20 protein-coding genes, 1 tRNA gene and 1 pseudogene are annotated in these 24652 nt (G+C 70.0%); 15 read left to right on the top strand and 7 right to left on the bottom strand.

Features of this window, described 5'->3' with window-relative positions; genetic code table 11:
- Positions 1–49: 49 nt before the first annotated feature.
- Positions 50–571, top strand: coding sequence for a 2'-5' RNA ligase family protein (locus J3A66_RS05650; protein WP_236559049.1), 522 nt, complete (start codon positions 50–52; stop codon positions 569–571).
- A gap of 65 nt (positions 572–636) precedes the next feature.
- Positions 637–713: transfer RNA gene (locus tag J3A66_RS05645), tRNA-Met, on the top strand.
- On the opposite strand, the gene fdhD is transcribed toward J3A66_RS05645, so the two are convergent.
- From fdhD to J3A66_RS05630, 3 genes are read right to left on the bottom strand one after another with little or no spacing between them, the layout of a single operon-like run.
- A complete protein-coding gene (gene fdhD, locus J3A66_RS05640; protein ID WP_209567689.1) occupies positions 692–1504 on the bottom strand; it encodes a formate dehydrogenase accessory sulfurtransferase FdhD in 813 nt (270 codons plus the stop codon). The two genes, J3A66_RS05645 and fdhD, sit on opposite strands and share 22 nt — an antisense overlap.
- Positions 1501–2106 (bottom strand): molybdenum cofactor guanylyltransferase, encoded by a 606-nt coding sequence (locus J3A66_RS05635; RefSeq protein ID WP_348633998.1) that lies wholly within the window; start codon positions 2104–2106, stop codon positions 1501–1503. Before J3A66_RS05635 ends, fdhD begins: the two co-directional genes overlap by 4 nt.
- Positions 2013–4301 (bottom strand): FdhF/YdeP family oxidoreductase, encoded by a 2289-nt coding sequence (locus J3A66_RS05630; RefSeq protein WP_209567686.1) that lies wholly within the window; start codon positions 4299–4301, stop codon positions 2013–2015. The genes J3A66_RS05635 and J3A66_RS05630 overlap by 94 nt, the downstream gene beginning before the upstream one ends.
- A 125-nt stretch (positions 4302–4426) precedes the next feature.
- Here J3A66_RS05630 and trxB point away from each other — a divergent pair, with 125 nt between their 5' ends.
- Positions 4427–5395, top strand: coding sequence for a thioredoxin-disulfide reductase (gene trxB, locus J3A66_RS05625; RefSeq protein ID WP_056405510.1), 969 nt, complete (start codon positions 4427–4429; stop codon positions 5393–5395).
- 311 nt (positions 5396–5706) lie between these two features.
- Here trxB and J3A66_RS05620 read toward each other — a convergent pair whose 3' ends face one another.
- Genes J3A66_RS05620 through J3A66_RS05610 form a run of 3 tightly spaced genes read right to left on the bottom strand, consistent with a single transcriptional unit; the run spans position 5707 to position 7462 of the window.
- Complete coding sequence (locus tag J3A66_RS05620) at positions 5707–6522, bottom strand: hydrolase 1, exosortase A system-associated (protein ID WP_209567684.1); 816 nt, start codon at positions 6520–6522, stop codon at positions 5707–5709.
- Entirely contained in the window at positions 6510–7172 is a 663-nt protein-coding gene (locus tag J3A66_RS05615) for a hypothetical protein (RefSeq protein ID WP_245336709.1), read from the bottom strand. The genes J3A66_RS05620 and J3A66_RS05615 overlap by 13 nt, the downstream gene beginning before the upstream one ends.
- An 11-nt stretch (positions 7173–7183) precedes the next feature.
- The gene (locus tag J3A66_RS05610) at positions 7184–7462 is read right to left on the bottom strand and encodes an acyl carrier protein (RefSeq protein ID WP_031441379.1); all 279 of its coding nucleotides are present in this window, start codon (positions 7460–7462) and stop codon (positions 7184–7186) included.
- 77 nt (positions 7463–7539) lie between these two features.
- Between J3A66_RS05610 and J3A66_RS05605 the strand changes: the two genes are divergently transcribed.
- The 12 genes and pseudogenes from J3A66_RS05605 to J3A66_RS05550 all read left to right on the top strand — a co-directional run bounded on the left by J3A66_RS05605 (position 7540) and on the right by J3A66_RS05550 (position 23548).
- Positions 7540–9066, top strand: coding sequence for an AMP-binding protein (locus J3A66_RS05605; RefSeq protein WP_209567682.1), 1527 nt, complete (start codon positions 7540–7542; stop codon positions 9064–9066).
- Positions 9066–10307, top strand: coding sequence for a pyridoxal-dependent decarboxylase, exosortase A system-associated (locus tag J3A66_RS05600; RefSeq protein ID WP_209570410.1), 1242 nt, complete (start codon positions 9066–9068; stop codon positions 10305–10307). Before J3A66_RS05605 ends, J3A66_RS05600 begins: the two co-directional genes overlap by 1 nt.
- A 128-nt stretch (positions 10308–10435) precedes the next feature.
- Entirely contained in the window at positions 10436–11080 is a 645-nt protein-coding gene (locus J3A66_RS05595; RefSeq protein ID WP_209567680.1) for an XrtA/PEP-CTERM system exopolysaccharide export protein, read from the top strand.
- 11 nt (positions 11081–11091) lie between these two features.
- On the top strand, positions 11092–12615 hold the full coding sequence (locus tag J3A66_RS05590; RefSeq protein ID WP_209567678.1) for an XrtA system polysaccharide chain length determinant: 1524 nt from the start codon (positions 11092–11094) through the stop codon (positions 12613–12615).
- A 10-nt stretch (positions 12616–12625) separates the two neighbouring features.
- The gene (locus J3A66_RS05585; RefSeq protein WP_209567676.1) at positions 12626–13666 is read left to right on the top strand and encodes an AAA family ATPase; all 1041 of its coding nucleotides are present in this window, start codon (positions 12626–12628) and stop codon (positions 13664–13666) included.
- Positions 13663–15315 carry a hypothetical protein gene (locus tag J3A66_RS05580; protein ID WP_209567675.1) on the top strand — a complete coding sequence of 551 codons (1653 nt, stop codon included), beginning with the start codon at positions 13663–13665 and terminating at the stop codon, positions 15313–15315. Before J3A66_RS05585 ends, J3A66_RS05580 begins: the two co-directional genes overlap by 4 nt.
- Before the next feature lie 12 nt (positions 15316–15327).
- A complete protein-coding gene (locus tag J3A66_RS05575) occupies positions 15328–16389 on the top strand; it encodes an AAA family ATPase (protein WP_209567673.1) in 1062 nt (353 codons plus the stop codon).
- Between the two features lie 43 nt (positions 16390–16432).
- Positions 16433–17260 (top strand): XrtA system polysaccharide deacetylase, encoded by an 828-nt coding sequence (locus J3A66_RS05570; RefSeq protein ID WP_209570409.1) that lies wholly within the window; start codon positions 16433–16435, stop codon positions 17258–17260.
- Positions 17257–18288: a FemAB family XrtA/PEP-CTERM system-associated protein gene (locus J3A66_RS05565; RefSeq protein WP_209567671.1), complete on the top strand. Its 1032-nt coding sequence runs from the start codon at positions 17257–17259 to the stop codon at positions 18286–18288. Before J3A66_RS05570 ends, J3A66_RS05565 begins: the two co-directional genes overlap by 4 nt.
- Before the next feature lie 1340 nt (positions 18289–19628).
- Positions 19629–20159, top strand: a pseudogene (locus tag J3A66_RS05560) (glycosyltransferase); the annotation flags it as partial.
- The gene (xrtA, locus tag J3A66_RS05555) at positions 20156–21661 is read left to right on the top strand and encodes an exosortase A (RefSeq protein WP_348633997.1); all 1506 of its coding nucleotides are present in this window, start codon (positions 20156–20158) and stop codon (positions 21659–21661) included. The pseudogene J3A66_RS05560 and the gene xrtA, both read left to right, overlap by 4 nt.
- A complete protein-coding gene (locus J3A66_RS05550) occupies positions 21662–23548 on the top strand; it encodes an XrtA/PEP-CTERM system amidotransferase (protein ID WP_209567668.1) in 1887 nt (628 codons plus the stop codon). It abuts the gene before it with no gap.
- Between the two features lie 22 nt (positions 23549–23570).
- Here the strand turns inward: J3A66_RS05550 and J3A66_RS05545 are convergent, their stop codons facing one another.
- Entirely contained in the window at positions 23571–24605 is a 1035-nt protein-coding gene (locus J3A66_RS05545) for an alpha/beta hydrolase (RefSeq protein ID WP_056680382.1), read from the bottom strand.
- Positions 24606–24652: the final 47 nt, after the last annotated feature.

Below are 24652 nucleotides of genomic sequence, written 5' to 3'. Positions count from 1 at the left end.
ACATCAACCTTTCCAACTGGACCCCGGCCTGCGCCGGGGAGGTATCTGCATGATGGCAAGCACGACCGAAGTCGCCCCGATCATCGTCACCGCGCTGTTCGGCCGCCAGGACACCGCGTTCTTCGACGCGATGCGGCGCGAGCATTTCCCGCCCGAGCGCAACCAGCTCGATTCGCACCTGACGTTGTTCCACCATTTGCCGCCCTCGGGCCTCGACGAGCTGAAGCATCGGCTGAACCAGGAGACGCGTGGGTTGCCGGCGCCGCGGGCGCGGATCGGCGGGCTGATGTCGCTGGGGCGCGGGGTCGCCTACCGGATCGAATCGCCAGAGCTGGTCGGAATCCGCGCGCGGCTGGCGGATGCGTTCACGGGGATGCTGACGCCGCAGGACGCGGGCGGCTGGCGTCCGCACGTCACGATCCAGAACAAGGTCAACCCGTCGGTCGCAAAGCTGCTGCTCGGCAATCTGCAGCGCGACTTCGCGGCGCGGGACGTCGAAATCGCCGGGCTCGGCGCCTGGTGGTATCGCGGCGGACCCTGGGAAGCGATTTCGCGTCACATGTTTGCTTGACCGCCTCGAATCCGCTTCCTATAGGCCGCGCCTCGCAGGGAAGAATGCTTCCCCGCAGACGGTACGGCGAAGTAGCTCAGTTGGTTAGAGCACGGGAATCATAATCCTGGGGTCGGGGGTTCAAGTCCCTCCTTCGCTACCATTTTCAAACACACCGAACGGGTCGTTGACGACCAGGATCGCGTCGCTGCGGGCGAGCGCCAGCAGCGTCAGGCCGTGCGCGCGCGCGTGATCGATCGCGAGACTTGTGGGCGCGGAAATCCCGACCAGCATCGCCACGCCCGCGACCAGCGCCTTGTCGACCATCTCGAAGCTGATCCGCGAGGTGACGAGGATGAAGGCGGGGGGCTCGGTCGACCGCATCGCCAGCCCGCCGACGAGCTTGTCGAGCGCATTGTGGCGGCCGACATCCTCATAGGCGGCCAGCACGGCTCCCGACCGGTCGCAGGCGGCGGCAGCATGGATCGCCCCCGTCGCGGCGTTGAGCGGCTGGTGCGCGCGCAGCCCCGCCAGCGCGGCGAAGATCGCGGTGACGGGCACGTCGGGGCGGGGCGGGGTGCCCGCCACCGGCTTGCGCAGCTGTTCGAGCCCGGAGATGCCGCACAGCCCGCAGCTCGTGTCGCTGGTGCGGTGGCGGACGCGGTCGTGGATCCGCCCCCTGCACCGCTCCGACAGGCCGACCCGGACGATCCAGCCCGCCTCCGCCTCGAACACGTCGATGTCGCGCACGTCGTCGGCGCTGTCGGCGAGCCGCTCGGTCAGCAGGAACCCGGTGGTGAAGGCGGGCAGGTCGGCGGGCGTCATCATCATCACCGCATAGCCAAGCCCGTCGATCTCGATCGCGACGGGCACCTCGATCGCGATCGCGCGCGTACCCGCTGCGACGGCGTCGGGGCGCAGGATGGTAATCGCTTCGGTACGGGCAGTCGTCACAGCGCGGCCATGTCCTCGGGGGTGTTGATGTTCGGGATGACCCCATGCGCGGGGATCGGCAAGGCGCCGATCGCCTCCGCCCAGCCGCGTACCGACCGGCGCGGCGACGATTCGATATGCGCGACCAGCGCGGCAGCAGACGCGGTCTCCCAATGCCCCAGCACGGGCGCGTCGGGGCAAAAGGCGGGCGCGCGGCGGGCGAGCGCCGCCAGCAGCCCGTCGGGCAGCACGGGCACGTCGCAGGCGATCGTGAGGACCGAGGTGTAGCCGAGCCCCGCCGCATGGTGCAGCGCGCCCGCTATGCCCCCCAGCGGCCCCAGATCGGGGCCCGGCAGGTCGCGGATCAGGCCATCCCGCCCGGCGACCACTGCGTCATCGACATGCGGCCGGAGCAGCGCACGGGCGTGATCCGCAAGGCGACGACCGGCGAGCAGCGCCTGCGCCTTGTCCGACCCGAACCGCGACGATCGCCCGCCCGCCAGGACGACGCCGAGGATCCTGGGCGGGCTCAGCGCGTCTTCTCGATCCGCACCGGCACCGACTTGGCCGCCGGCACATGGCTTTCGCGCGCATGGTGCGCGACCGGCATGAGCAGATTGCACTCGGGGTAATAGGCCCCGACGCACCCTTCCGGAATCGAATATTCGACGACGCGCAGCTTGTTGAAGCGGCGGTCGGCATTGTCGCCGGCATCGCCGACCAGATCGACGTCGTCACCATCGGTCAGCCCCATGCGCAGCATGTCGCTGCGGTTCATGAAGACGATGTCGCGCGTGCCCTTCACGCCGCGGAACCGGTCGTGATAGCCATAGACGGTGGTGTTGAACTGATCGTTCGACCGCAGCGTCATCAGCCGGAACCGCCCCTCGCTCTCCTCGAAGCCGGTGACGTTGAGCGAGTGGGGGACGTTGATCTCCGCCTTGCCGCTTTCGGTCAACCATTCGCGGTGCGCCGCCGGCACGCCCTTCCAGAAGCCGCCGGGGGTGAACATCTTGGCGTTGAAGTCGGAGAACATGTCCGGATAGGTCTCGGCGATCGAATCGCGGATCCGTGCATAGTCGCGCACCCACGCATCCCAGTCGAGCTTCGGATTGGGCGCCAGCGTCGCCTTGGCGATACCCGCGAGGATCGCCGGCTCGGACAGCAACGTCTCCGCGGCCGGCGTCGCCTTGCCCTTCGAGCCATAGATCTGGCTGAACGAATCCTCGACCGAGACGCTCTGCGGCCCGGTACCCTGCATGTCCGTCTCGATCCGGCCGAGACAGGGGAGCAGATAGCAGGTCTTGCCGGGCAGCAGGTGCGAACGGTTGAGCTTGGTGGCGATGTGCACCGTCAGGTCGATCCCGCGCCACGCCGGCTCCATCCGCGCATGGTCGGGGATCGCGCGGACGAAATTACCGCCCAGCCCGATGAACGCCTGTGCTTCACCCTCGAGCACCGCCTCGCACGACGCGACCGTGTCCCAGCCGAGCTCGCGCGGCGGCTCGAAGCCATATTGCTCGGCGAGTTTGTCGAGCGGGGCGAGCTCGGGCTTTTCGGTGATCCCGACGGTGCGCTGCCCCTGGACGTTCGAATGGCCGCGGACGGGGCCCATGCCCGCGCCCGGCTTGCCGATATTCCCGCGCAGCAGCATCAGGTTGACGAGCATGTGGACGTTGTCGATCCCGCCGACATGCTGGGTCAGACCCATGCCGTAGACAGCGATCACCGCCTTCGACTTGGCATAGACCTTGGCGGCCGATTCGATCTCGACGCGCGACAGCCCGCTCTCATGCTCGATCGTCGCCCAGTCGGTGCCGCGCGCGACGTCCGCGAACTTCTCGAACCCGGTGGTATGCTCAGCGAGGAAGGCGTGGTCGAGGATCCGCAGCGTGTTGAGTTCGCGCGCGCGATCATCCGCCTCGATCAGATATTTGCACATCCCCATCAGCGCCCCGACGTCGCCGCCGGTCTTCACCTGATGATATTGCGAGGCGATCGGCGTCGACTTGCCGGTGACCATCTCCAGCGGGTTTTGCGGATCCTGGAATTTCTCGAGCCCGCGCTCCTTCAGCGGATTGAAGACGACGATCTCGACACCGCGCTTGGCGCAGTCGCGCAACGGGTGAAGGAACCGCGGGCTGTTCACGCCCGGATTCTGGCCGAAATAGAAGATCGCGTCGCACTTCTCGTAATCGGAGAGGTGGATCGTCCCGACCGCCGAGCCGATCGCCGACTTCAGCCCGACCGAAGTCGTCTCGTGGCACATGTTCGAACTGTCGGGCAGGTTCTGGCTGCCGTACATCCGCGCCATGAGGCTGTACATGTACGAGGTCTCGAGGCTCGCGCGACCCGAGGCGTAGAAGATGACCTTGGTCGGGTCATAGGTCTTGAGCTTCGCACCGATCCCGGCGAACGCCTCGTCCCAGCTGCACGCGGCATATTTGTCGGTGGTCGCGTCATATTTAAGCGGATGCGTCAGGCGGCCGGCCTGTTCGAGATCGAAATCCTTCCAGCCGAGCAGCTCGGTGACCGTATGCTCCTGGAAGAAGGCCGGCGTCACGCGGTAGGAGGTCAGCTCCCACGCGGTCGCCTTCGCGCCATTCTCGCAGAATTCGGCGGTATGCGGATGCGCGGGCTTGCCCCAGGCGCAGCTGACGCAGGCAAAGCCCTCGGGCTTGTTCTGCCGCGTGAGTTCGCGCAGCGCCTCGGGGCCGATCTTCTCGCGCGCGGATATCTCCACGAGCGATTTCATCGACCCCCAGCCGCCGGCGGGTGCGGTATAGTCTTCGATCTCGATGGTCCGGTCGTCGCTCATACGTCTCTCCGCTTTTGCCTTCCAACGAAGCGGGGCGGCAAACGATGCACGCCGATTGCGGTGGCGATGGTTCAAATCGCACGCGCCATCGCCTAGATGGGATCCGAAACTCCAAGGATATCACGATGACGACGCACACGACCCGCATGCTCATTCTCGGTTCCGGGCCTGCCGGGCTGTCGGCCGCGATCTATGGCGCGCGCGCCGGGATGGCGCCGATCGTCGTCCAGGGGATCCAGCCCGGCGGCCAGCTGACCACCACCACCGATGTCGAGAATTATCCCGGCTTCAAGGACGTCATCCAGGGCCCGTGGCTGATGGAGCAGATGCAGGCGCAGGCCGAGCATGTCGGCACGCGGATGATGTGGGACACGATCGTCAAGGTCGACGTCAGCAGCCGCCCGTTCCGCCTGACCGGCGACAGCGGCGACGTCTATGAGGGCGAGACGCTCGTCATCGCGACCGGCGCGCAGGCGAAGTGGCTCGGCATCGACAGCGAGGAGCCGATGAAGGGCAAGGGCGTCAGCGCCTGTGCGACCTGCGACGGCTTCTTCTACCGCGGCAAGAAGGTCGCGGTGATCGGCGGCGGCAACACCGCGGTCGAGGAGGCGCTGTACCTCACCAACCATTCGCCCGACGTGACGCTGATCCACCGCCGCGATTCGCTGCGTTCGGAGAAGATCCTCCAGGAGCGGCTGTTCGCACACAAGGGCGTGACCGTGCTGTGGAACAAGGAAGTCCGCGAATTCGTCGACGGCGGCGGCAATGCCGGGCTCGTCGCGCTCGAGCTCGAGGACACGGTGACGGGCGAACGCTCGCGCCTGTCGGTCGATGGCGGCTTCGTCGCGATCGGCCACCACCCCGCGACCGAGCTGTTCCGCGGGCATATCGATCTCGATTCGGACGGCTATATCTCGGTCGAGACCGGCTCCACGCGCACCAGCGTCGAGGGCGTCTTCGCGTGCGGCGACGTGGCGGACAAGGTCTACCGCCAGGCGGTGACCGCGGCCGGCACGGGCTGCATGGCCGCGCTGGACGCGGAGCGGTTCCTGGCGGCGGCGGAATTCGCGGAACTGGCCGAAGCCGCGGAGTAAGCGCGGGGGGCGTGCGTTTGATCCACGCCCCCTCGTTCGCATGATGGGGGAGCGTGCTCTCGCCCCCTCACGCCCTCTCGTCATCCTGACGAAAGTCAGGACCCAGAGCAAAGGACGGCGTCGCCCGTAACCCTGGATCCTGACTTTCGTCAGGATGACGAGAGTAGAGGTGCCGGTGTTCCCCTCACACCTTTCGCCATTATGACGGACGGGGGAGTGCCAGCGTCCCCCCACACCCTCCGTCATCCTGACGAAAGTCAGGATCCAGAGCCAGGAACGGCATCGCCCGTAACCCTGGGTCCTGACTTTCGTCAGGATGACGAGTGGGGGGAGGCGGTGGCGCCTGCGTCGTGCGTGCCGTCGATCACGGCCCTGAGCGCCACCTCCAGCGCGGCGGCATTGGCGGAACCAGCAAAGCTGTGCGAACCGGTAGCCAGCCGCACGATCCGCGCCGCGCCGCGGTAACGCGCCGCAAACACCTGCGCCGTCACGTCACCGGTCGCGAGCAGAATGACGACGCGATCCGCCCAGCCGTCGATCGCGCCGCAGACCCGGCTCGCAAGGTCGCCCTCGACCTCCCCCGAGGCCCGCGACACCCTCACCAGACCGCGCACCAGCTTGCGCAGATCGATCCCGCCGCGGATCAGGCTGAGCCACGCCGCCGGATCACGCAACCGCGCGGCATAGCGCGCACGGATCGCGGCGGCAGGGGGCAGGTCGTCGGTCGGCGCGATCACCCAGGGGTTGGCCAGGAGCAGCCGGTCGACCCCCGCCGCCGCGCCGAACAGCGCGAGCGCGCTCGCCGCGTCGCAATTGCCGAATCCGACCAGCCGCGTGACGTGCGGCGCGGCGGCGCGGAACGCGGCGGCGGCGGCGACCAGATCGGCCTGCGCCGACAGAAAGCCGCCATTCTCGCCGCTCGAATCGCCGATGCCGCGGCGGTCATAGCGGAACACCGGCGTACCCCCCGCCGCCAGCCGCCGCGCGAGCATCGCCATGCCGCGGTGCGCGCCGCTGCGGATCTCGTTGCCGCCCGACACGATCAGCACGCCGGTAGCGCCCGCCGCGTCGTCGAGCGTCGCGACCAGCGTCTCGCCCTCGCAGGGGACCGCGATCAGCCGCCGCATGTGGCGATCCACCCGGCGATGTCCGCGGCCAGCGTGTCGGAGAGCGTTGCATCGCTGCCCGGCTCCGACCGCCGCCACAGCGGCGCCCCGGCATAGCGCGCCTCCGCCGGACGCGGATCGCTCTCGAGTCGAACCGTTCGCGACGCCGCATATGGCACCGCATCGCGCAGGTCGGTGAGCAGCGCCTCGGACAGGCTGTTGCCCGCGTAACCCTCCGCATCGGGCATTGTCGACGCGGCGCGGATCCGGCTCAGGTCGCGCAACAGGTCATCGCCCGCCTGCGGCGCGAGCCGCCATCGCCCGGCAAGACTGGCGTCGCAATCGACGAGCGCACTACTCCGAATCGTGACCGCGTAAACCGGCACGTCGAGCGTCCCGACAAGCGCAGCAAAGGCCTGGCGCAGGTCGGGCAACCGCAGGTCGCGCGTCTCGACCACACTCTCGCCGGTACCGGGCAGATCGGGCAGGATGCTGCCGATCCCGCGCCTGGCCAGCGCGCGCAGCATCGCGACGAGGAACGCGCGCGTGCGGTTCGCCTCCTCGAACAGCGGCAGGACCGCGACGACCAGCGGCCCGGCATCGGGGCCGAAGCGCAGCATCGCCTCGCGCCCGCCGGCCCAGTCATAGCGATCGAAGCGGGGGCCGGTCATCCCGGCCGAGGCTAGACCAGCGCCTTGCGCGCCGCAAACTGGACGAGCGCGCCGAACGTCTCGAGCATCTCGCCGTCGATCTCGTCATCCTCGATCAGGATGCCGAGCCGGTCCTCGAGCTCGGTCAGCACGCTTGCCACCGCCATCGAATCGAGTTCGGGGAGCGCGCCGAACAACGGCGTGTCGTCGGTGAATGCCGCGACTCGCTCGGCGCTGAGGCCAAGGATGTCGGCAAGGACGGCGCGGACCGTCGTTTCAACCTGGGAAGTACCTTCGAAGATCACGAGCATCGCCTGAACCGTTGCGAACCGGGCCCCGCTAGCCTGTGGGGGTGAATTCGGCAACGGCTTGGCGCTATGGAGGACCCATGACCTCGCCCGACCCCGTCCCGTTTCCGATCGATCACCTGACCTTGCGCGGCGCAGCCGACGACATCGCGCTGATCGACCGCGCGGGGACGATGACGTTCCGCGATCTCGAAACCGCGGTCGCCGCGCTCGCGGGCTGGCTGGCGGGGCAGGGTCTTGCAGAGGGTGCGCGCGTCGCGACGTGGCTGCCCAAGACGCGGGTGGCGTGCGTGATGCCGCTCGCGGCGGCGCGCGCGGGGCTGGTCCATGTGCCGGTCAACCCGCTGCTGCGGCGCGCGCAGGTGGCGCATATCCTGGCCGACAGCGGTGCTGTGCTGCTGGTGACGCAGGGCGCGCGCGCGGCGACGCTCGAGCCGGGCGACGTGCCCGCGGACTGCCCAATCGTCGACGAGACCGCGCTCGATCTGCAAGGCGAGGGCGGCCCGGGCCCGTCCGATGCCGATCCGGCGACGCTCGTCGCGATCCTCTACACCTCGGGATCGACCGGGCGGCCCAAGGGGGTGATGCTGAGCCACGCAAATCTGTCGCTCGGTGCGGTGTCGGTCGCGCACTATCTGAAGCTCACGCGCGACGACCGGGTGCTGGGCGTGCTGCCGCTGTCGTTCGACTATGGCCAGAACCAGCTCTTCTCGACCTGGGCGGCGGGCGCGGCGGTCGCGCCGATCGACTATATGGTCGCGCGCGACGTCGTGAAGGCGGTCGAGCGGGTCGGCGCGACGACGCTCGCCGGCGTGCCGCCGCTCTGGGTGCAGCTGCTCGAGGCGGACTGGCCGGCGGAGACCGCGGCGCGGCTGCGGCGGCTGACCAATTCGGGCGGCGCGTTGACCCCGCGGCTCGTGGCGGGGCTGCGTGCGCGGTTCGCCGGCGCGGATATCTACGCGATGTACGGGCTGACCGAGGCGTTCCGCTCGACCTATCTCGACCCGTCGCTGATCGACGCACACCCCGATGCGATGGGCCGCGCGATCCCGTTCGCGCAGGTGTCGGTGATCCGGCCCGACGGCACCCGCGCCGCGCCGGGCGAACCGGGCGAGCTGGTCCATGCCGGCCCGCTGGTTGCGCAGGGCTATTGGCGCGATGCCGAGCGGACCGTGCAGCGCTTCCGCCCCGCGCCCGATGGCAACGGCATGGCGGTCTGGTCGGGCGACACGGTGGTCGAGGGCGCGGACGGGCTGCTCCGCTTCGTCGGCCGCGACGACGAGATGATCAAGAGCGCGGGCAACCGGATCAGCCCGCTCGAGGTCGAGGAGGCGGTACTCGCCGGCAACGAAGCCCGCGAGGCGGTCGCGGTCGGCGTGGCCGATCCGCGGCTGGGGCAGGCGATCGTCGTGATGCTCGCGGGCGACGCGGCGGACGAGCCCGCGCTCAGGACCCGGTTGCGCACCGCGCTGCCGAACTTCATGCAGCCCGCCGGCTATCTGTGGCGCGACGCGCTGACGCGCAACGCCAACGCCAAGCTCGACCGGTCCGCGATCGCAGCCGAGGTCCGGGCATGGTCGTCGGCACAGGAACAGGGACAGGCATGATGAAGCCGATGGGGGCGTTGCCGCCCGAATTTGCGCACCAGTTGGACGCGCTGACGATCGGCGGGCGGTCCGCGGAGGCCTGGGTCGCACACGCCGGCGACACGCCGCTGTTCGTCTATGACAGCGCCATCGTCGCGGCCCGGATCGCGCGGTTCCGCGCGGCGATGCCCGCGATCGACCTGCATTATGCGATCAAGGCGAACCCGCATTCGGACCTGCTCGCGGCGGTCGCACCGCTGGTCGACGGGCTCGACGTCGCGTCGGCGGGCGAGCTCGGCATGGCGCTGGCGGTCAAGCCGGCGCATGCGATCAGCTTTGCCGGTCCCGGCAAGCGCGACGACGAACTCGCCGCGGCGATCCGCGCGGGCGCGACCTTGAACGTCGAATCGGAAGGCGAGGCCGCGCGCGGCTTCGCGATCGGCGCGCGGCTCGGCATCGCGCCGCGGATGGCAGTGCGCGTGAACCCCGATATCGAACTGCGCGGATCGGGGATGCGGATGGGCGGCCGCGCCTCGCCCTTCGGGGTCGATGCGGAGCGTGCCGCGGCGCTGGTGCGCGACATCGTCGCGGCGGGCGCGGACTGGCGCGGGTTCCACATCTATGCGGGCAGTCAGGCGCTCGACGCGGGCGCGATCATCGAGACGCAGGCCGCGACGCTCGATCTCGCCGCGCGGCTTGCCGACGCGGCGGGCCAGGCGCCGCCGCTGGTCAATCTGGGCGGCGGGTTCGGCGTCCCCTATTTCGCCAACGACATCGCGCTCGACGTCGAGCGGGTCGGCGCGGCGCTGCACGCGGCACTCGAGACCCGCGCGGCGGTGCTGCGCGACACCCGGTTCGCCATCGAGCTCGGGCGGTGGCTGGTCGCCGAGGCCGGCGTGTACCTGACCCGCGTCATCGACGTGAAGCGCAGCCAGGGCGAAGTCTTCGTCGTGATCGATGGCGGGCTCAACCACCAGCTCGCGGCGAGTGGCAATTTCGGCACCGTCGTCCGGCGCAACTATCCGATCGCGGTCGCCGCGCGGATGGGGGAGGCGGCCGCCGCGGAAGCGGTGTCGGTCGTGGGACCGCTGTGCACCCCGCTCGACCGGCTCGGCGACCGCGTCGCGCTGCCGCCGGTCGTGCCCGGGGACCTGATCGCGATCTTCATGGCGGGCGCATACGGCGCCAGCGCGAGCCCGGCGGCGTTTCTCGGGCATCCACCAGCGCTCGAGATCGTTACTTCAGTCCAACCCCAGCCATGAGCGTGGCGGCGGGCGGGGTTGCGGGGCGCTCCTAAACGCTATCTTCACCTGTTTCCCTGCATAGCCCGTGCGAGTTTAACCGGCCATCGGACACCCGTTGCCGGGATGGCGCCAGGAGATCAGTGCCCATGCGTTCCGGACCCGTTTCCCGTTCCCTGCTCACGCTGGGGCTCGCCGCGTCGTCGCTGGCCGCCTGCAGCAGCACCGGCGGTCCGCCCGAACTGCCGCCCGCGGCCTATGTCGCGAACAAGGAACTGCCGGGCGAGGAATATGTGATCGGCCCGCTCGATCAGCTCAACATCTTCGTCTGGCGCAATCCCGAACTGTCGTCGAAGGTCCAGGTCCGCCCCGACGGCCGGATCACGACGCCGCTGGTCAACGACATGTCCGCGGTGGGGAAGACGCCCGCACAGCTCGCCGACGACATGAAGAAGGCGCTCGGCGAATACGTCAAAAACCCGATCGTCTCGGTCATCGTCGAGAATTTCAGCGGCACCTACAGCCAGCAGGTCCGCATCGTCGGCGCGACCGAAAAGCCCGCCTCGATCCCCTATCGTGCCAACATGACGCTGCTCGACGCGATGATCGCGGTCGGCGGGCTCAGCCAGTATGCGGCGGGCAACAAGGCGCGGCTGGTGCGCTACGACCGGGCGAGCGGCAAGCAGAGCGAGTTCTCGCTACAAATCTCGAACCTGTTGAAAAAGGGCGATTCGTCCGCCAATGTCAGGCTCGAGCCCGGTGACGTCATCATCATCCCCGAATCGATGTTCTGAGGCGTGGCGGTATGAACGGCATCTATGACGAGGCGCGGGTCGCGCTGCACGCGATCTGGACGCGGCGCTGGCTCGCGCTCGCGATCGCGTGGGGCGTGTGCGTCCTCGGCTGGCTGTTCGTATCGCAGATCCCGAGCCGCTACGAATCGCGCGCGCGCGTCTTCGTCCAGATGCAGAACCTGCTGCCCGCGAGCATGGACCAGCCGTCGGCCTCGAGCCGCACCGACATCGACACGATCCGCCAGACGCTGACCTCCGCGGTCAATCTGGAGAAGGTCGTGCGCGGCACCGACCTCGCCAACACGGTGGCCAGCGACCGCGACGTCGCCGACCGCGTCGCCAGCCTCGCCCAGTCGATCAAGGTGACGTCGGCGCAGGACAATCTGTTCGAGATCGCGACGTCCGCGGCGAGTCCGAAGCTGGCGCGGACGATCACGCAGAAGCTGATCGACATCTTCGTCGAGGGCAATCTGGCAGGCGACCGGACGAGCACCAGCCAGAGCCTCAGCTTTCTCGACAAGCAACTGGCGCAGCGGCAGAAGCAGCTGCAGGACGCGGAGGCCAAGCGCGCCGACTTCCAGAACCGCTATCTCGGCGCGCTGCCCGGCACCGGGTCGGTCGCCGACCGGATCGGCGCCGCGCGGTCGCAGATGGCGCAGGTCGATGGCGATCTCGCCGCGGCGCAGTCGGGGCTCGCCGCGGTGCAGGGACAGATGGCCGGCGTGGCGCGGACGGTCGCGGGCAGCGGCGGCGTCGCCGGTGCGGCCGGACCCGCACGCGCCCGGCTGGCGGCGATCCAGGGGCAGCTCGCCGATGCCCGTGCGCGCGGCTATACCGAAAGCCATCCCGACGTCGTCGCACTGCGCGCGCAGCTCGCCCAGGCAACCGCGGCGGCGCGCGGCGAACCGCTGTCGGGCGGCAGCGGCGCGGGCTCGTCGCCAAATCCGCTCTATGTCTCGCTGCAGGCCATGATGGCGGACAAGCAGGCGGCGGTCGCGTCGCTCAGGATCCGCCGCGCGCAGCTGCAGGGCGATCTCGACCAGCTCAACGCGAAGCTCTCCGAGGATCCGACCGTCGCCGCCGAACAGGGCGCGATCGACCGCGATTATCAGGTGCTGAAGGACCAGTATGACCAGCTGCTGACCCAGCGCGAACAGATCGCGCTCCGCGGCCAGGCGCAGTCGCAGACCGATCGCGTCAAGTTCAGCGTGATCGACCCGCCGACCACGCCGCAAAAGCCGAGCGCACCGAACCGGATGCTGCTGCTGACCGGCGTGCTGATCGCCGGCCTCGGTGCCGGGATCGGCGGCGCATTCCTGCTCGGTCAGCTCCGTGGCACGTTCGCGACCAGCGCCCGGCTCGAACGCGTCGCGGGGATGCCGGTGATCGGGTCGATCGGCGAAGTCGTGACGCGCACCCAGTCCGAGCTGCGCGCCAAGCAGTTCCGGATGTTCCTCGGCGGCACGGCAGCACTCGGCGCCGCCTATGTGCTGCTGCTGGGCGTCGAGATCCTGCAGCGTGGCCTGGCGGCCTGAGGACGTGACCATGCGTAGCAAGATCCCCGAATCGCACGATGCCAGCGGCGAGCCGCCACGCGCGCCGTCGCTGCTCGAACGCGCCGCCACGGTCTATGACTTCAACCAGCACGTGCGGGCCCGACCGCCGGTGCCGCCGGTGCCGCCGGTCGAACCGGCACGCGCGCCCGAGCCTGCCGCCGAGCCGGTTGCGGCGTTCGAAGCCGACGCGCCGGACTCCGGCGATGCGACCTTCCTCGCGATCCCGCCCGAACTTCGCGCGCCGATCGGGCAGGAATTGCCTGACGAGTTTCATATGCCGTTCGTCGCCAGCGACACGGCGATGATCGATCGCGGCATGCTGGCGGCGAACGGCATGATGGTGCCCGGCGCGCCGGTCGGCCCACTGGCGGAGGAGTTCCGCCTCATCAAGCGGCAGCTGCTGATCACGCGCGCCGCGATCGAGGCCAGCGCGGTGCCCGACAAGGCGCGTACGATCCTCGTCTGCTCGGCGCGGCCGAACGACGGCAAGACCTTCTGCGCGATCAACCTCGCGCTCTCGATCGCCGCGGAGCGCGATACCGAGGTGCTGCTGGTCGATGCCGATGTCGCCAAGCCCGACGTGCTGCGGCAGCTCGGGTTGGACGATGGCCCCGGCCTGCTCGATGCGCTGGCCGATACGAGCATCGACGTCGAAACGCTGGTGATCCGCACCGATGTGCCGCACCTCTCGATCCTGCCCGCAGGCGACCGGACCACGATGGATACCGAACTGCTCGCGAGCGCGCGGACCCGCGCGGTGCTCGCGCGGCTGCTCGCGGCGGATCCGCGGCGGATCGTGATCTTCGATTCGCCGCCCGCGCTTGCCGCGTCCCCCGCGGGCGTGCTCGCGATGCTGGTCGGGCAGGTCATGCTCGTCGTCCGCGCCGATCATACGCCCGAGAGCGAGGTCCGCGCCGCGGTCAACCGGCTCGACAGCTGCGAGCATATCCAGCTGGTGCTCAACGCGGTGTCGTTCGTTCCCGGCGGCGCGCGGTTCGGCAGCTATTACGAGCAAGGCGGCGCGCGGTGAGCGATGTCCGCCTGATCCTCGGCGGCGCGGCGGCGCTGTTCGTCGCAGGGCCCGCGCTCGCCCAGTCCGACTCCGCGTCCGGAAGCGGGCAGGGCGCACGGCGCGTCGTCGTCCGGCCCTATATCGAGGCGACGCAGATCCTCACCGCGGATCTCGGCGGCGGCGACGTGCTCACCTACACCTCGCTCGCGGCCGGCGTCGATGCGGCGGTGTCGACCGCGCGGATCAACGGGCAGGTCAGCTATCGCTACGAACGCCGCTTCGCCTATGACGACGATATCGGCGACACCGACATCCATTCGGGCCTCGCGCGGGTCGAGGCGCAGCTGACGCGCAACCTCTCGCTGGAAGCGGGCGGGATCGCCACGCGGTCGCGCTCGGACATCCGCGGCGCCGCACCCGGCGTGCTGGTCGGCAACGTGTCGAACATCGCCCAGGTCTATGCCGTCTATGGCGGCCCGAATTTCGCCGCGCAGGCGGGCGACGTCGCGGTCAACGCCAACTACCGGATGGGCTATACCAAGGTCGAGACCCCCACCTTCGGCACCGCCGCGACCGGTGGCCAGCGGCTCGATTATTACGACGATTCGATCGGCCACACCGCGACCGCCAGCGCGGGCTTCCGGCCGGGCACGCTGCTGCCGGTCGGGCTGACCGCAAGCGCGGGGTTCGACCGCGAGACCGCCGGCCAGCTCAGCCAGCGCTACCAGGGCTATTTTGGCCGCGGCGACGCGGTGCTGCCGGTCTCGCCCTATGTCGCGCTGACCGCGGGCCTCGGCTATGAACGGATCGAGACGAGCCAGAAGGATGCGCTGGTCGATGCCGCGGGCGTCCCCGTGCTCGACCGCGACGGCCGGTTCCGGACCGCGCCGGGATCGCCGCGCCGCATCGCCTATCGCACTGACGGCCTCTATTACGACGCGGGCGTGATCTGGCGGCCGAACCGGCGGACCTCGGTCGAGGCGCGGATCGGCGAACGCTATGGCTCTCTCAGCTTTACCGGCACCGCGACCTACCAGGCGTCGAAGGACGTCGGCGTCGCGGTCAACGTCTATGACGGCGTGCAGACCTTCGGCCGCCAGCTGCGCACCGGCCTCGCCAACCTGCCGACGAGCTTCCTCGCGCCCAACCAGGGTTTCGCGCAGCAGTTCAACGGCTGCGTGTTCGGCGCGACCGGTGCGGCGCCGGGCGGGTGCCTCGACGACGTGTTCCAGTCGATCTCCACCTCGAGCTACCGCGCGCGCGGGATCGACGCGGTGCTCGTCGCGACGCGCGGGCGGACGACCTTTGGCGGCGGGATCGGCTATGCCAATCGCCGGCTGTTCGCACCGCGCGGCGCGCCCGGCCTCGTCGTCACGGGCCTTGAGGACGAGAGCTATTACGGCCAGCTCTATTTCGCGCGCTCGCTGTCTTCGGTATCGGGGATCAATGCGACCGCGTTCGTGAACTATTTCGACAGCCAGCTCGGCGGCGGTTTCGTTACCGCGGGCGATGGCGGGGTCTGGTCCTATGGCGCGACCGGCACCTATTACCGTAATTTCGGACGGCTCGGCACGACCGCGTCGCTCGGGTTATACAGCTTCAAGGTCGGCGACTTCGACAGCGACTGGTCCGCACAGGCGTTGCTCGGTGCACGGTATCAGTTCTAGGATATTTGGCAGATGTACGACGAACATTACGGACTGACGGGACGCCCGTTCCAGCTCACCCCGGACCCCCGATTCTGGTTCGAATCGGGGACGCATCGCAAGGCGATGGCCTATCTCGGCTATGGCCTGGCGCAGGGCGAGGGCTTCATCGTCATGACCGGCGATATCGGCGCGGGCAAGACCACGCTGGTCGGGCATCTGATGGACACGATCGACCATCAGAGCCTGAACGCGATCCGGCTGGTGTCGACCGCGATCGAGGCGAGCGACCTGCTGCGGATCGTCGCGACCGCGCTCGGCGTCGACCCGGCGGGGCTCGAAAAGGCGCAGCTGCTCACCGCGATCGAACGCGGGCTGCACGCCGTCGCGCGGACCGGCAAGCGCACGCTGCTGATCGTCGACGAGGCGCAGGCGCTGCCCGTGTCCGCGCTTGAGGAACTGCGGATGCTGTCCAACTTCCAGACCGCCGGCCATGCGCTGCTGCAGATCCTGCTGCTCGGCCAGCCCGAATTCCGCGACCGGCTCCACGGCTCCGACGGGCTCGAACAGCTGCGCCAGCGGGTGATCGCGATCCACCATCTCGATCCGATGGAGCCGCACGAGGTCGCCGATTATATCGCGCACCGCCTGTCGGTGGTCGGGTGGGAGGGCAATCCGGCGTTCACCGACGATGCGGTCGCCGCGCTGTTCGACGGGTCGGACGGCATCCCCCGCCGGCTCAACATGCTGGCGGGCCGCGTCATGCTCTATGCCGCGATCGAGGATCTGCGCGTCATCGACGGCGCCGTCGTCCGCGCCGTTCAGAGCGACCTCACCGCGGACCTGCCGACACTCGCGACGACGCCCACGCCCGAGCCTGCCCCCGAACTCACGGCAAAGCCCCGCGCCACGTCCGACCCCGCCACCGACCCTGCGGTCCTCGACCGTCTCGCGATGCTCGAGGCGCGGGTCGAGCAGCAGGACCAGGCACTGCGCCGCGTCCTGACGCTGCTCGTCGAGTGGGTCGAGGGCGACGAGCCCAGGCCCGATTACAAGCCGATCCGCGGCGCGTCGCACTGGCACGACGCGGCGTGATCCGGTGACGACGGCGGTAAAGGCCGGCCCGATCCGCAACGGCATGTCGGTCGATGTCGAGGACTGGTTCCAGGTCGGCGCGTTCGAGACGGTGATCGACAAGGCGGACTGGGACGGCCTCCAGCCGCGCGTCGAGGCGAATACCGATGCGGTGCTCGCGCTGTTCGCCGAAAGCGGGGTGCACGCGACCTTCTTCACGCTCGGCTGGGTCGCGCACCGCTATCCCGCACTGATCCGCCGGATCGTCGATGCCGGGCACGAGATCGCGAGCCATGGCTGGGATCACCAGCGCGTCTTCACCATGGATGCAGGCCTGTTCCGCGCCGACCTCGCGCGCGCACGTGCGGCGATCGAGGATGCGGCGGGACAGCGTGTCACGGGCTACCGCGCGCCGAGCTTCTCGATCGACCAGCGGACGCCCTGGGCGCACGCCATGCTGGCGGAAGAGGACTATGCCTATTCGTCGAGCGTCGCACCGCTCGCGCACGACCATTATGGCTGGCGCGACGCACCGCGCTTCGCCTTCCGCCCGCTGCCCGACAGCGCATTGCTCGAAGTGCCCGTCACCGTCGCGCAGTTCGGCACGCGTCGCGTCGCCACGGGCGGCGGCTTCTTCAGGCTGCTGCCCGCCGCGCTGATGGATTTCGCGGTCCGCCAGGTGAACGCCGCCGACCACCCGGCGATGTTCTATTTCCACCCCTGGGAGATCGATCCCGCCCAGCCGCGCGTCGCGGCGGCACCGTTGCGGTCGAAGATCCGGCATTATTCGCGGCTGGGGGCGATGGCGGGCAAGCTGCGCGGGCTGATCGGGCGGCATGACTGGGGCCGCGTCGATGCCGCGGTCGCGGTCGAGGCGGGTCGGCTGCGGTGACGACGGCGGCAGTGCGCGAGGCGGATCTCGCCGACGCGGACGAGCGCGCGCGGATCGCGGCGTTCGTTGATGCGACGGCGGCGGCGACGCCGTTCCACCTGCCCGCGTGGAGCATCGCGGTCGCGCGCGGCTGTGGCCAGCGCGCACGCTATCTGGTCGCGGAGCGGGGCGGGACGATCACCGGCGTGCTGCCGCTGACCGAGATGCGATCGCCGCTGTTCGGGCGCGCGCTCGTCTCGGCGGGGTTCGCGGTCGATGGCGGCGTGCTCGGCGATGCCGCGGTCGAGCCGCTCGCGGCGGCGGCCTGGGACCTCGCGCAGCGGCTCGGCTGCCCGTCGGTCGAGCTTCGCGGTGGCGCTGTGCCCGCGGGGTGGGACAGCGATGCGGACAGCTATCTGGGGTTCGCACGCGATCTGGCGGCGGATGACGATGCGGAGCTCCTCGCCATCCCGCGCAAGCAGCGCGCCGAGGTGCGGCGCGCGCTCGGGTTCGATCTCGACATCGCGACCGGCCGCGACCGGGCGATGCTCGCCGAGCATTACCGCATTTATGCCGAATCGGTGCGCAATCTGGGCACGCCGGTCTTTCCCGCGCGGCTGTTCCGCTCGGTCGTCGACACGATGGACGCCGACGTGCTGACCGTCCGCCACCGCGGCCGCGCGGTCGCGAGCGTGCTCAGCCTCTATCACCGCGGGACGGTCTATCCCTATTGGGGCGGCGGGACCGAGGCGGCGCGCGGCCTTCGCGCCAACGACCGGATGTATTTCGCGCTGATGGCGCATGCCCGCGCGCGCGGCTGCACACGGTTTGATTTCGGACGGTCGAAGACCGGCACCGGCGCGGCGGCGTTCAAGAAGAACTGGGGATTTACGCCCGTGCCGCGGCTCTACGCGAAGCGCAGCGACGGGCCCGCGCGCGAGGTCAATCCGCTCAACCCCAGATATGCGCTGATGGTGCGCAGCTGGAAGAAGATGCCGCTCTGGGCGGCCAATCTCGCCGGGCCGTGGATCTCCCGGGGTCTGGGGTGAGCGATCTGCTGTTCCTCGCGCACCGGGTGCCGTTTCCGCCCGATCGCGGCGACAAGATCCGCAGCTTCCACGTGCTCCGTTATCTCAGCGCACGCATGCGCGTCCATCTCGTCGCGTTTGCCGACGACGCGGCAGACCTCGATCCGCCAGCCGCCTTCACGGACATGCTGGCGAGCTGCACGATCCTGCCACGCGGCAAGTCGCAGGCGCGCGCCGGACTCGAGGCGCTGGCCACCGGCAAGCCCGTATCGCTGACGGCGTTCGCTTCTCCCGCCATGCAGGCCGCGGTCGACCGCATCCTGCCACGCGTCGACGGCATCTACTGTTTCTCGGGTCAGATGGCGCAGTACCTCCCCGATGACGGGCCACCCGTGGTCATGGACTTCGTCGACATGGACTCCGCCAAGTTCGCAGGCTTCGCGGACGACTCTCGCAGCCCGATGCGCTGGATGATGCGTCGCGAGGCACGGCTGCTCGGGGCGTTCGAGCGGGGGGTTGCGGCGAGGGTCTCCGCCAGCCTGTTCGTCAGCGAAGCCGAAGCCACCCTGTTCCGCACCGGCGGCGCCACCGGACGCATCCTCGCGGTCGAGAACGGCATAGACTCAACGACGTTCGACCCGGCGGGGAAGGTTGGGCAGGCTGGCAAGTCTGGGCAGGCCGCAACCCCACCCTACCACCCCGGCGAAGGCCGGGGCCCAGTTGGAAAGGCCGCAGTAACACCGGACAGTCCGTCGTCATCAACGTCCCCCAACTGGACCCCGGCCTTCGCCGGGGAGGTGAAGGGCGGCGCGCCCGACCCGGCTGCGCATGGCGGGCAGGCCGCAACCCCATCCCACCACCCCGGCGAAGGCCGGGGCCCAGTTGGAAAGGTCGCAGTAACACCGGACAGTCCGTCGTCATCCACGTCTCCCAACTGGACCCCGGCCTCCGCCGGGGAGGTGCCGGGCGGCGCGGGTGGCGCGACGCGACGCTTCCTGGCGGTCGAGGACGGTATCGACTCGGCGACGTTCGATCCGGCTGCGCAGGCTGGGCAGGCAGCAACCCCATCCTACCACCCCGGCGAAGGCCGGGGCCCAGTTGGAAAGGCCGCAGTAACGCCGGATAGTCCGTCGCCATCAACGTCCCCCAACTGGACCCCGGCCTCCGCCGGGGAGGTGAAGGGCGGCGCGACCGACCCGGCTGCGCATGGCGGGCACGCCGCACCCCCATCCCACCACCCCGGCGAAGGCCGGGGCCCAGTTGGAAAGGTCGCAGTAATAGCGGACAGTCCGTCGTCATCCACGTCTCCCAACTGGACCCCGGCCTCCGCCGGGGCGGGGCGGGGGGATGCTGGCGATGCGCCGCTGATCGTCTTCACCGGCCAGATGGACTACCGCCCGAATATCGACGCCGTGACGTGGTTCGCCCGCGACATCCTCCCCACGATCCTGACGCGCCACCCGACAGCCCGGTTCGCGATCGTCGGCCGCGCGCCGACCCCCGCGGTGCAGGCGCTGGCGAGCGACGCGGTGATCGTCACCGGCGCGGTCGACGACGTGCGCGGCTGGCTCGCCGCGGCCGATGTCTGCGTCGCCCCGCTGAAACTCGCCCGCGGCATCCAGAACAAGGTGCTGGAGGCGATGGCGATGGCGCGGCCGGTCGTCGCCTCGGCGGCGGCGGCGGAAGGCATCGACCACGCCGGCACGATCCGCGTCGCGGCGGACGCGAGCGAGTTCGCCGCGCAGGTCCTCGCGCTGCTCGACGCACCCGCCGACGCGGCCGACCTCGGGCGGGCGGCGCGCGCGCAGGTGCTGCGACGCTATGGCTGGGACGCGCGGCTCGCACCGCTCGATGCGCTGTTCGGGGTCGAAGGGCGCCGGTCCCCATCGTGACCGATCGCCCCGCGACGTCCTGGCCCCGGCATCTGCTCGCGCTCGGCATCGCGGCGACCCTGCTGCTCGCGCTGTTCCGCCGCGACGTCGCCGATCTGACGACGATCTGGTGGACCAGCACGACCTTCGGGCACTGCCTGTTCATCGCTCCGGTGATCGCCTGGCTAGCGTGGCAGCGGCGTAGCGAGCTCGCGCAGCTGACGCCGGTCGGCTGGTGGCCGGGGCTGGCGCTGGTCGCAGTCGGCGGGGCAGGGTGGCTGACGGGCGATGCCGCCTCGGTCAATCTCGCGCGGCACCTCGGGCTGGTGCTGATGCTGCAGGGCGCGGTCGTCGCGATCCTCGGCCCCAATGCCGCACGCGGATTGCTGTTTCCGCTCGGCTATGCGCTGTTCCTCGTGCCCTTTGGCGAGGGGATCGAGCCGCCCTTGCAGGCGGTGACCGTCGCGATCGTCATGCCGCTGCTGCATCTGGTCGGCGTGCCCGCGGTCGTCGACGGCGTGCTGATCCATGCCGGCCGCTATTATTTCGAGGTGGCGGAGGCGTGCTCGGGCGCCAAGTTCGTGATCGCGATGGTCGCGTTCGGGGTGCTGGTCGCCAATGTCTGTTTCGTGTCGTGGCGGCGGCGCGTGGTGTTCCTCGCCGTGTCGGTCATCGTGCCGGTGGTCGCCAACGGGTTTCGCGCCTTCGGGACGATCTGGGCGGCCGAGCTGACCTCGGTCGAGGCGGCGACGGGGATCGACCACATCGTCTATGGCTGGCTGTTCTTCGCGCTCGTGATGGCGGCGGTGCTCGCGATCGGCTGGCGCTGGTTCGACCGCGCGCCCGACGATCCCGCCTTCGATCCCGCAGAGCTTCAGGCGGTCCCGCGCTATCGTGGCGATCTCGCCATCGTCACGCTGCTCGTGCTGGCGGTGGCATCGGCGTTTCCCGCGTGGAGCACGGCCATCGCCGGGCGGCGGCAAATGCTGCCAGCGCAGATTGCGCTACCCGACGTGCCCGGCTGGCACCGCGTCGATGTCAGCGTCCGCGCGCCGTGGATGCCCTGGTATCCGGGGGCCGACCATTATCTGTTCGGCCGCTATGCCGACGCCTCGGGCGCGACCGTCGACATGGCGCTCGCGGTGTTCGGGCGGCAGGGCGACGGGCACGAGCTGATCGCGTTCGGCACGGGGGTGCTGCGCGAGGAGGATCGCTGGGTCCGCGTCGCCGAACTTCCCCCGGTCGCGGACGCCGCGGGCGCGCGCGGTTCGGCGATGCGGATTACCGCGCCGGGACCCGTGGAGCGCATCGTCGCGACGTGGTACCGGGTCGGCGATGCTACCACCGATGACGGGATGATCGTGAAGATCGAGACGATGAAGGCGCGGCTGCTCGGCGGACCGCAGCGCGCGGTTGCGGTGCATCTGTCGGTCGAGGGCGGCGATCCGCGACCGATGGCGCGCTTCCTTGCCGCGCTCGGACCGGTCGGCACGGTCGCCGATCACGCCGCGGGCCTGCGCTGAATGTGCGGAATTGCCGGGATCTTCCACCCGGGCACGCCAAAGCCGGTCGATCCGAACCGCATCCAGGCGATGATCGCCGCGCTCGCGCATCGTGGTCCCGATGGCGACGGCATCTGGACCGCGCCGGGCGTCGGGCTGGGGCATCGCCGGCTGTCGATCATCGACCTCGAAGGCTCGCCGCAGCCGATGTCCGACGGCGACCTGACGATCAGCTACAATGGCGAGATCTACAATTTCGCCGAGCTGCGCGCCGACCTGATCGCGGGCGGCGCCCGGTTCCGGACCAAAGGCGATACCGAGGTGCTGCTCCACGGCTGGCGCGCCTGGGGGCCGTCGATGCTCGACCGGCTGAACGGCATGTTCGCCTTCGCGATCCACGATGCGGGCGCACGCGCGCTGTTCCTCGCGCGCGACCGGCTGGGGGTGAAGCCGCTTCATTATGTCGAGCTGGCGGACGGGTCGGTCGCCTTCGCCTCCGAGCTGAAGGGCCTGCTCGCCAACCCGCTGGTGCGGCGCGCGCCCGATCTGTCCGCGGTCGAGGATTACATGGCGCTCGGCTACGTCCCCGACGACGCCTGCCTGGTCGCAGGGGTAAAGAAGCTCGCCGCGGGGCATTTTCTGCTGATCGAGCGCGGGCGCGGCATGCCCGCGCCGCGCCGCTGGTGGGACGTCGACTTCTCCAACCGCGCGACCGGCTCCACCAAGGCGCTGGGCGAGGAACTGGTCGAGCGGATGCGCGCGGGCGTGCGGTCGCGGATGGTCGCGGACGTGCCGCTCGGCGCGTTCCTGTCGGGCGGCGTCGACAGCTCGGCGGTGGTCGCGCTGATGGCGGAGGCGAGCCCGCGCGCGGTCCGCACCTGCACGATCGGCTTCGACGAGGCGGGGCATGACGAGCGCGGTCATGCGACGACGATCGCACGCCGCTTCGCGACCGATCATGCCGAGCGGGTCGTCGATCCCGACGATTTTGCGCTGATCGACACGCTGGTCGCCGCGTTCGACGAGCCGTTCGCCGACGGATCCGCGCTCGCCACCTATCAGGTCTGCGCACTGGCCCGCGAGCGGGTGACGGTCGCGCTGTCGGGCGACGGCGCGGACGAGGCGCTCGCGGGCTACAGGCGCTACCGCTTCCAGGCCGCGGAGGAACGCGTGCGCGGGATGCTCCCCGCGCATTTCAGGACGCAGATATTCGGCGCGCTCGGCCGGCATTACCCAAAGGCCGACTGGGCACCGCGACCGTTTCGCGCGAAATCGACCCTGCTCGCACTCGCGGCAGGGGGCGGCGAGGCCTATGCCCGCTCGGTTGGCGTCACGACGCCCGAGGTCCGCGCGCGGCTGTTCTCGGGCGCCGCGAATGCCGCGTTGGGCTGCTACCGCGCGGAGGAACGCTATGTCGCGACGATGGCCGCCGCCCCCGCGCGCGATCCGATCGACCGCGCGCAATATGCCGATCTCAAGCACTGGCTGCCTGGCGACATCCTGACCAAGGTCGACCGCACCAGCATGGCGGTCGGGCTCGAGGCGCGCGAGCCGCTGCTCGACCACCGGCTGGTCGAGTTCTGCGCGACCTTGCCCGTCGGCATGCGGCTGCACCACGGCGAGGGCAAATGGCTGATGAAGAAGGCGATGGAGCCCTATCTGCCGAAAGAGATCCTCTACCGCCCGAAAATGGGGTTCGTGACGCCGATCAGCGCGTGGTTCCGCGGCGCGCTGGCGGGCGAGGCGAGCGCGCTCGGATCGTCGCGGATGCTCGCCGAGACGGGCTGGTTCGACATGGCCGCGATCACCGCGCTCGCCGAGGCGCATCGCGGCGGGCGCGCCGAACATGGCCGCACGCTGTGGCAGCTGATGATGCTCGAACGGTCGCTGAAGCGGGTGTTCGGCTAACCCCGGGCACGCACACCCGTCGTCAGAGCGGCGCTTCGGGCCCGATCGCCTCGCGCATCCAGCGGTCGAACAGCTGCGGCCAGAGCGAACCCGGCGAACTCGCGGGCAGCCGCGTACCGAAGCCGTGGCGCCCACGCCGCAGGATATGCGCCTCGACCGGAATGTCGACGCGGCGCGCGGCGGCGAGCATGTCGAGGCTGTTGGCGACCGGCACCGTGTCGTCGTCCTCGGCATGGACCAGGAACAGCGGCGCGTCGCCGCTGCGCAGATTGCGGTCGATCGCATAGCGCGCCTGCATCGCCGGATCGGGATTGGGGCCGAGCAGCTGCGCGCGCGACCCGCCATGGCTGCGCCCCGGATCCATGTTCGACACCGCGTACATCAGCCCCGCAAAGGCCGGCCGCGCCGACAGCCGGTCCGCGGCATCGACCGGGCGATACACTTCGAGGCCATGATGGATCTCGAGCGACCCGGCGAGATGCCCGCCCGCCGAGAAGCCGAGCACGCCGAGCGTCTCGGGGTTGATCGCATAGCGCTTCGCATTGGCGCGGATCAGTCGCATCGCGCGCTGCACATCGGACAGCGGCACATTGGCGCGGTCCGCCCAGCCCTCGCCCGGCATCCGGTAGCTGAGCACGAACACCGTGATGCCGAAGCCGTTCAGCACCCGCGCGACGTCGATCCCCTCGTTGCGCAGCGAGGTGATCGAATAGCCGCCGCCGGGGCAGACCAGCACCGCACGGCCATCGGGGCGGGCGGCGCGGAACACGCCAACCTCGGGCTGGACGACACCGCGCATCTGCACGTCGCGGTAGCCGCCCGGGCGTCCGGTGATCATCGGGCGCGGGCGCGGCAGCGGGGTCGGCGCGCCCGCCGGAATGCCGGGCCACAGCGCAAACCGCTCGGCGGGCGGCCAGACCGGATCGCCGGCGAGCCGCGCGCCTCGACTGGCGCTCCCGTTCGTCGCGGACTGGCCGGCGGCGTCGGAGAGCAGGGCGGCGGGGGCGATCCCGGCGGCGAGCGGCAGGGCGAGCAAAGTGCGGCGGTCGAAGGTCATGGCGCGGTAGCTAGCCGATCCCGATCGCGCAGGGGAAGGGGCGATCG

The organism is Sphingomonas sp. PvP018, assembly GCF_017876865.1.
Classification (GTDB): domain Bacteria; phylum Pseudomonadota; class Alphaproteobacteria; order Sphingomonadales; family Sphingomonadaceae; genus Sphingomonas; species Sphingomonas aerolata.
Note: the sequence above shows the minus strand (reverse complement) of the source record. Positions and strands in the feature narration are given on the sequence as shown.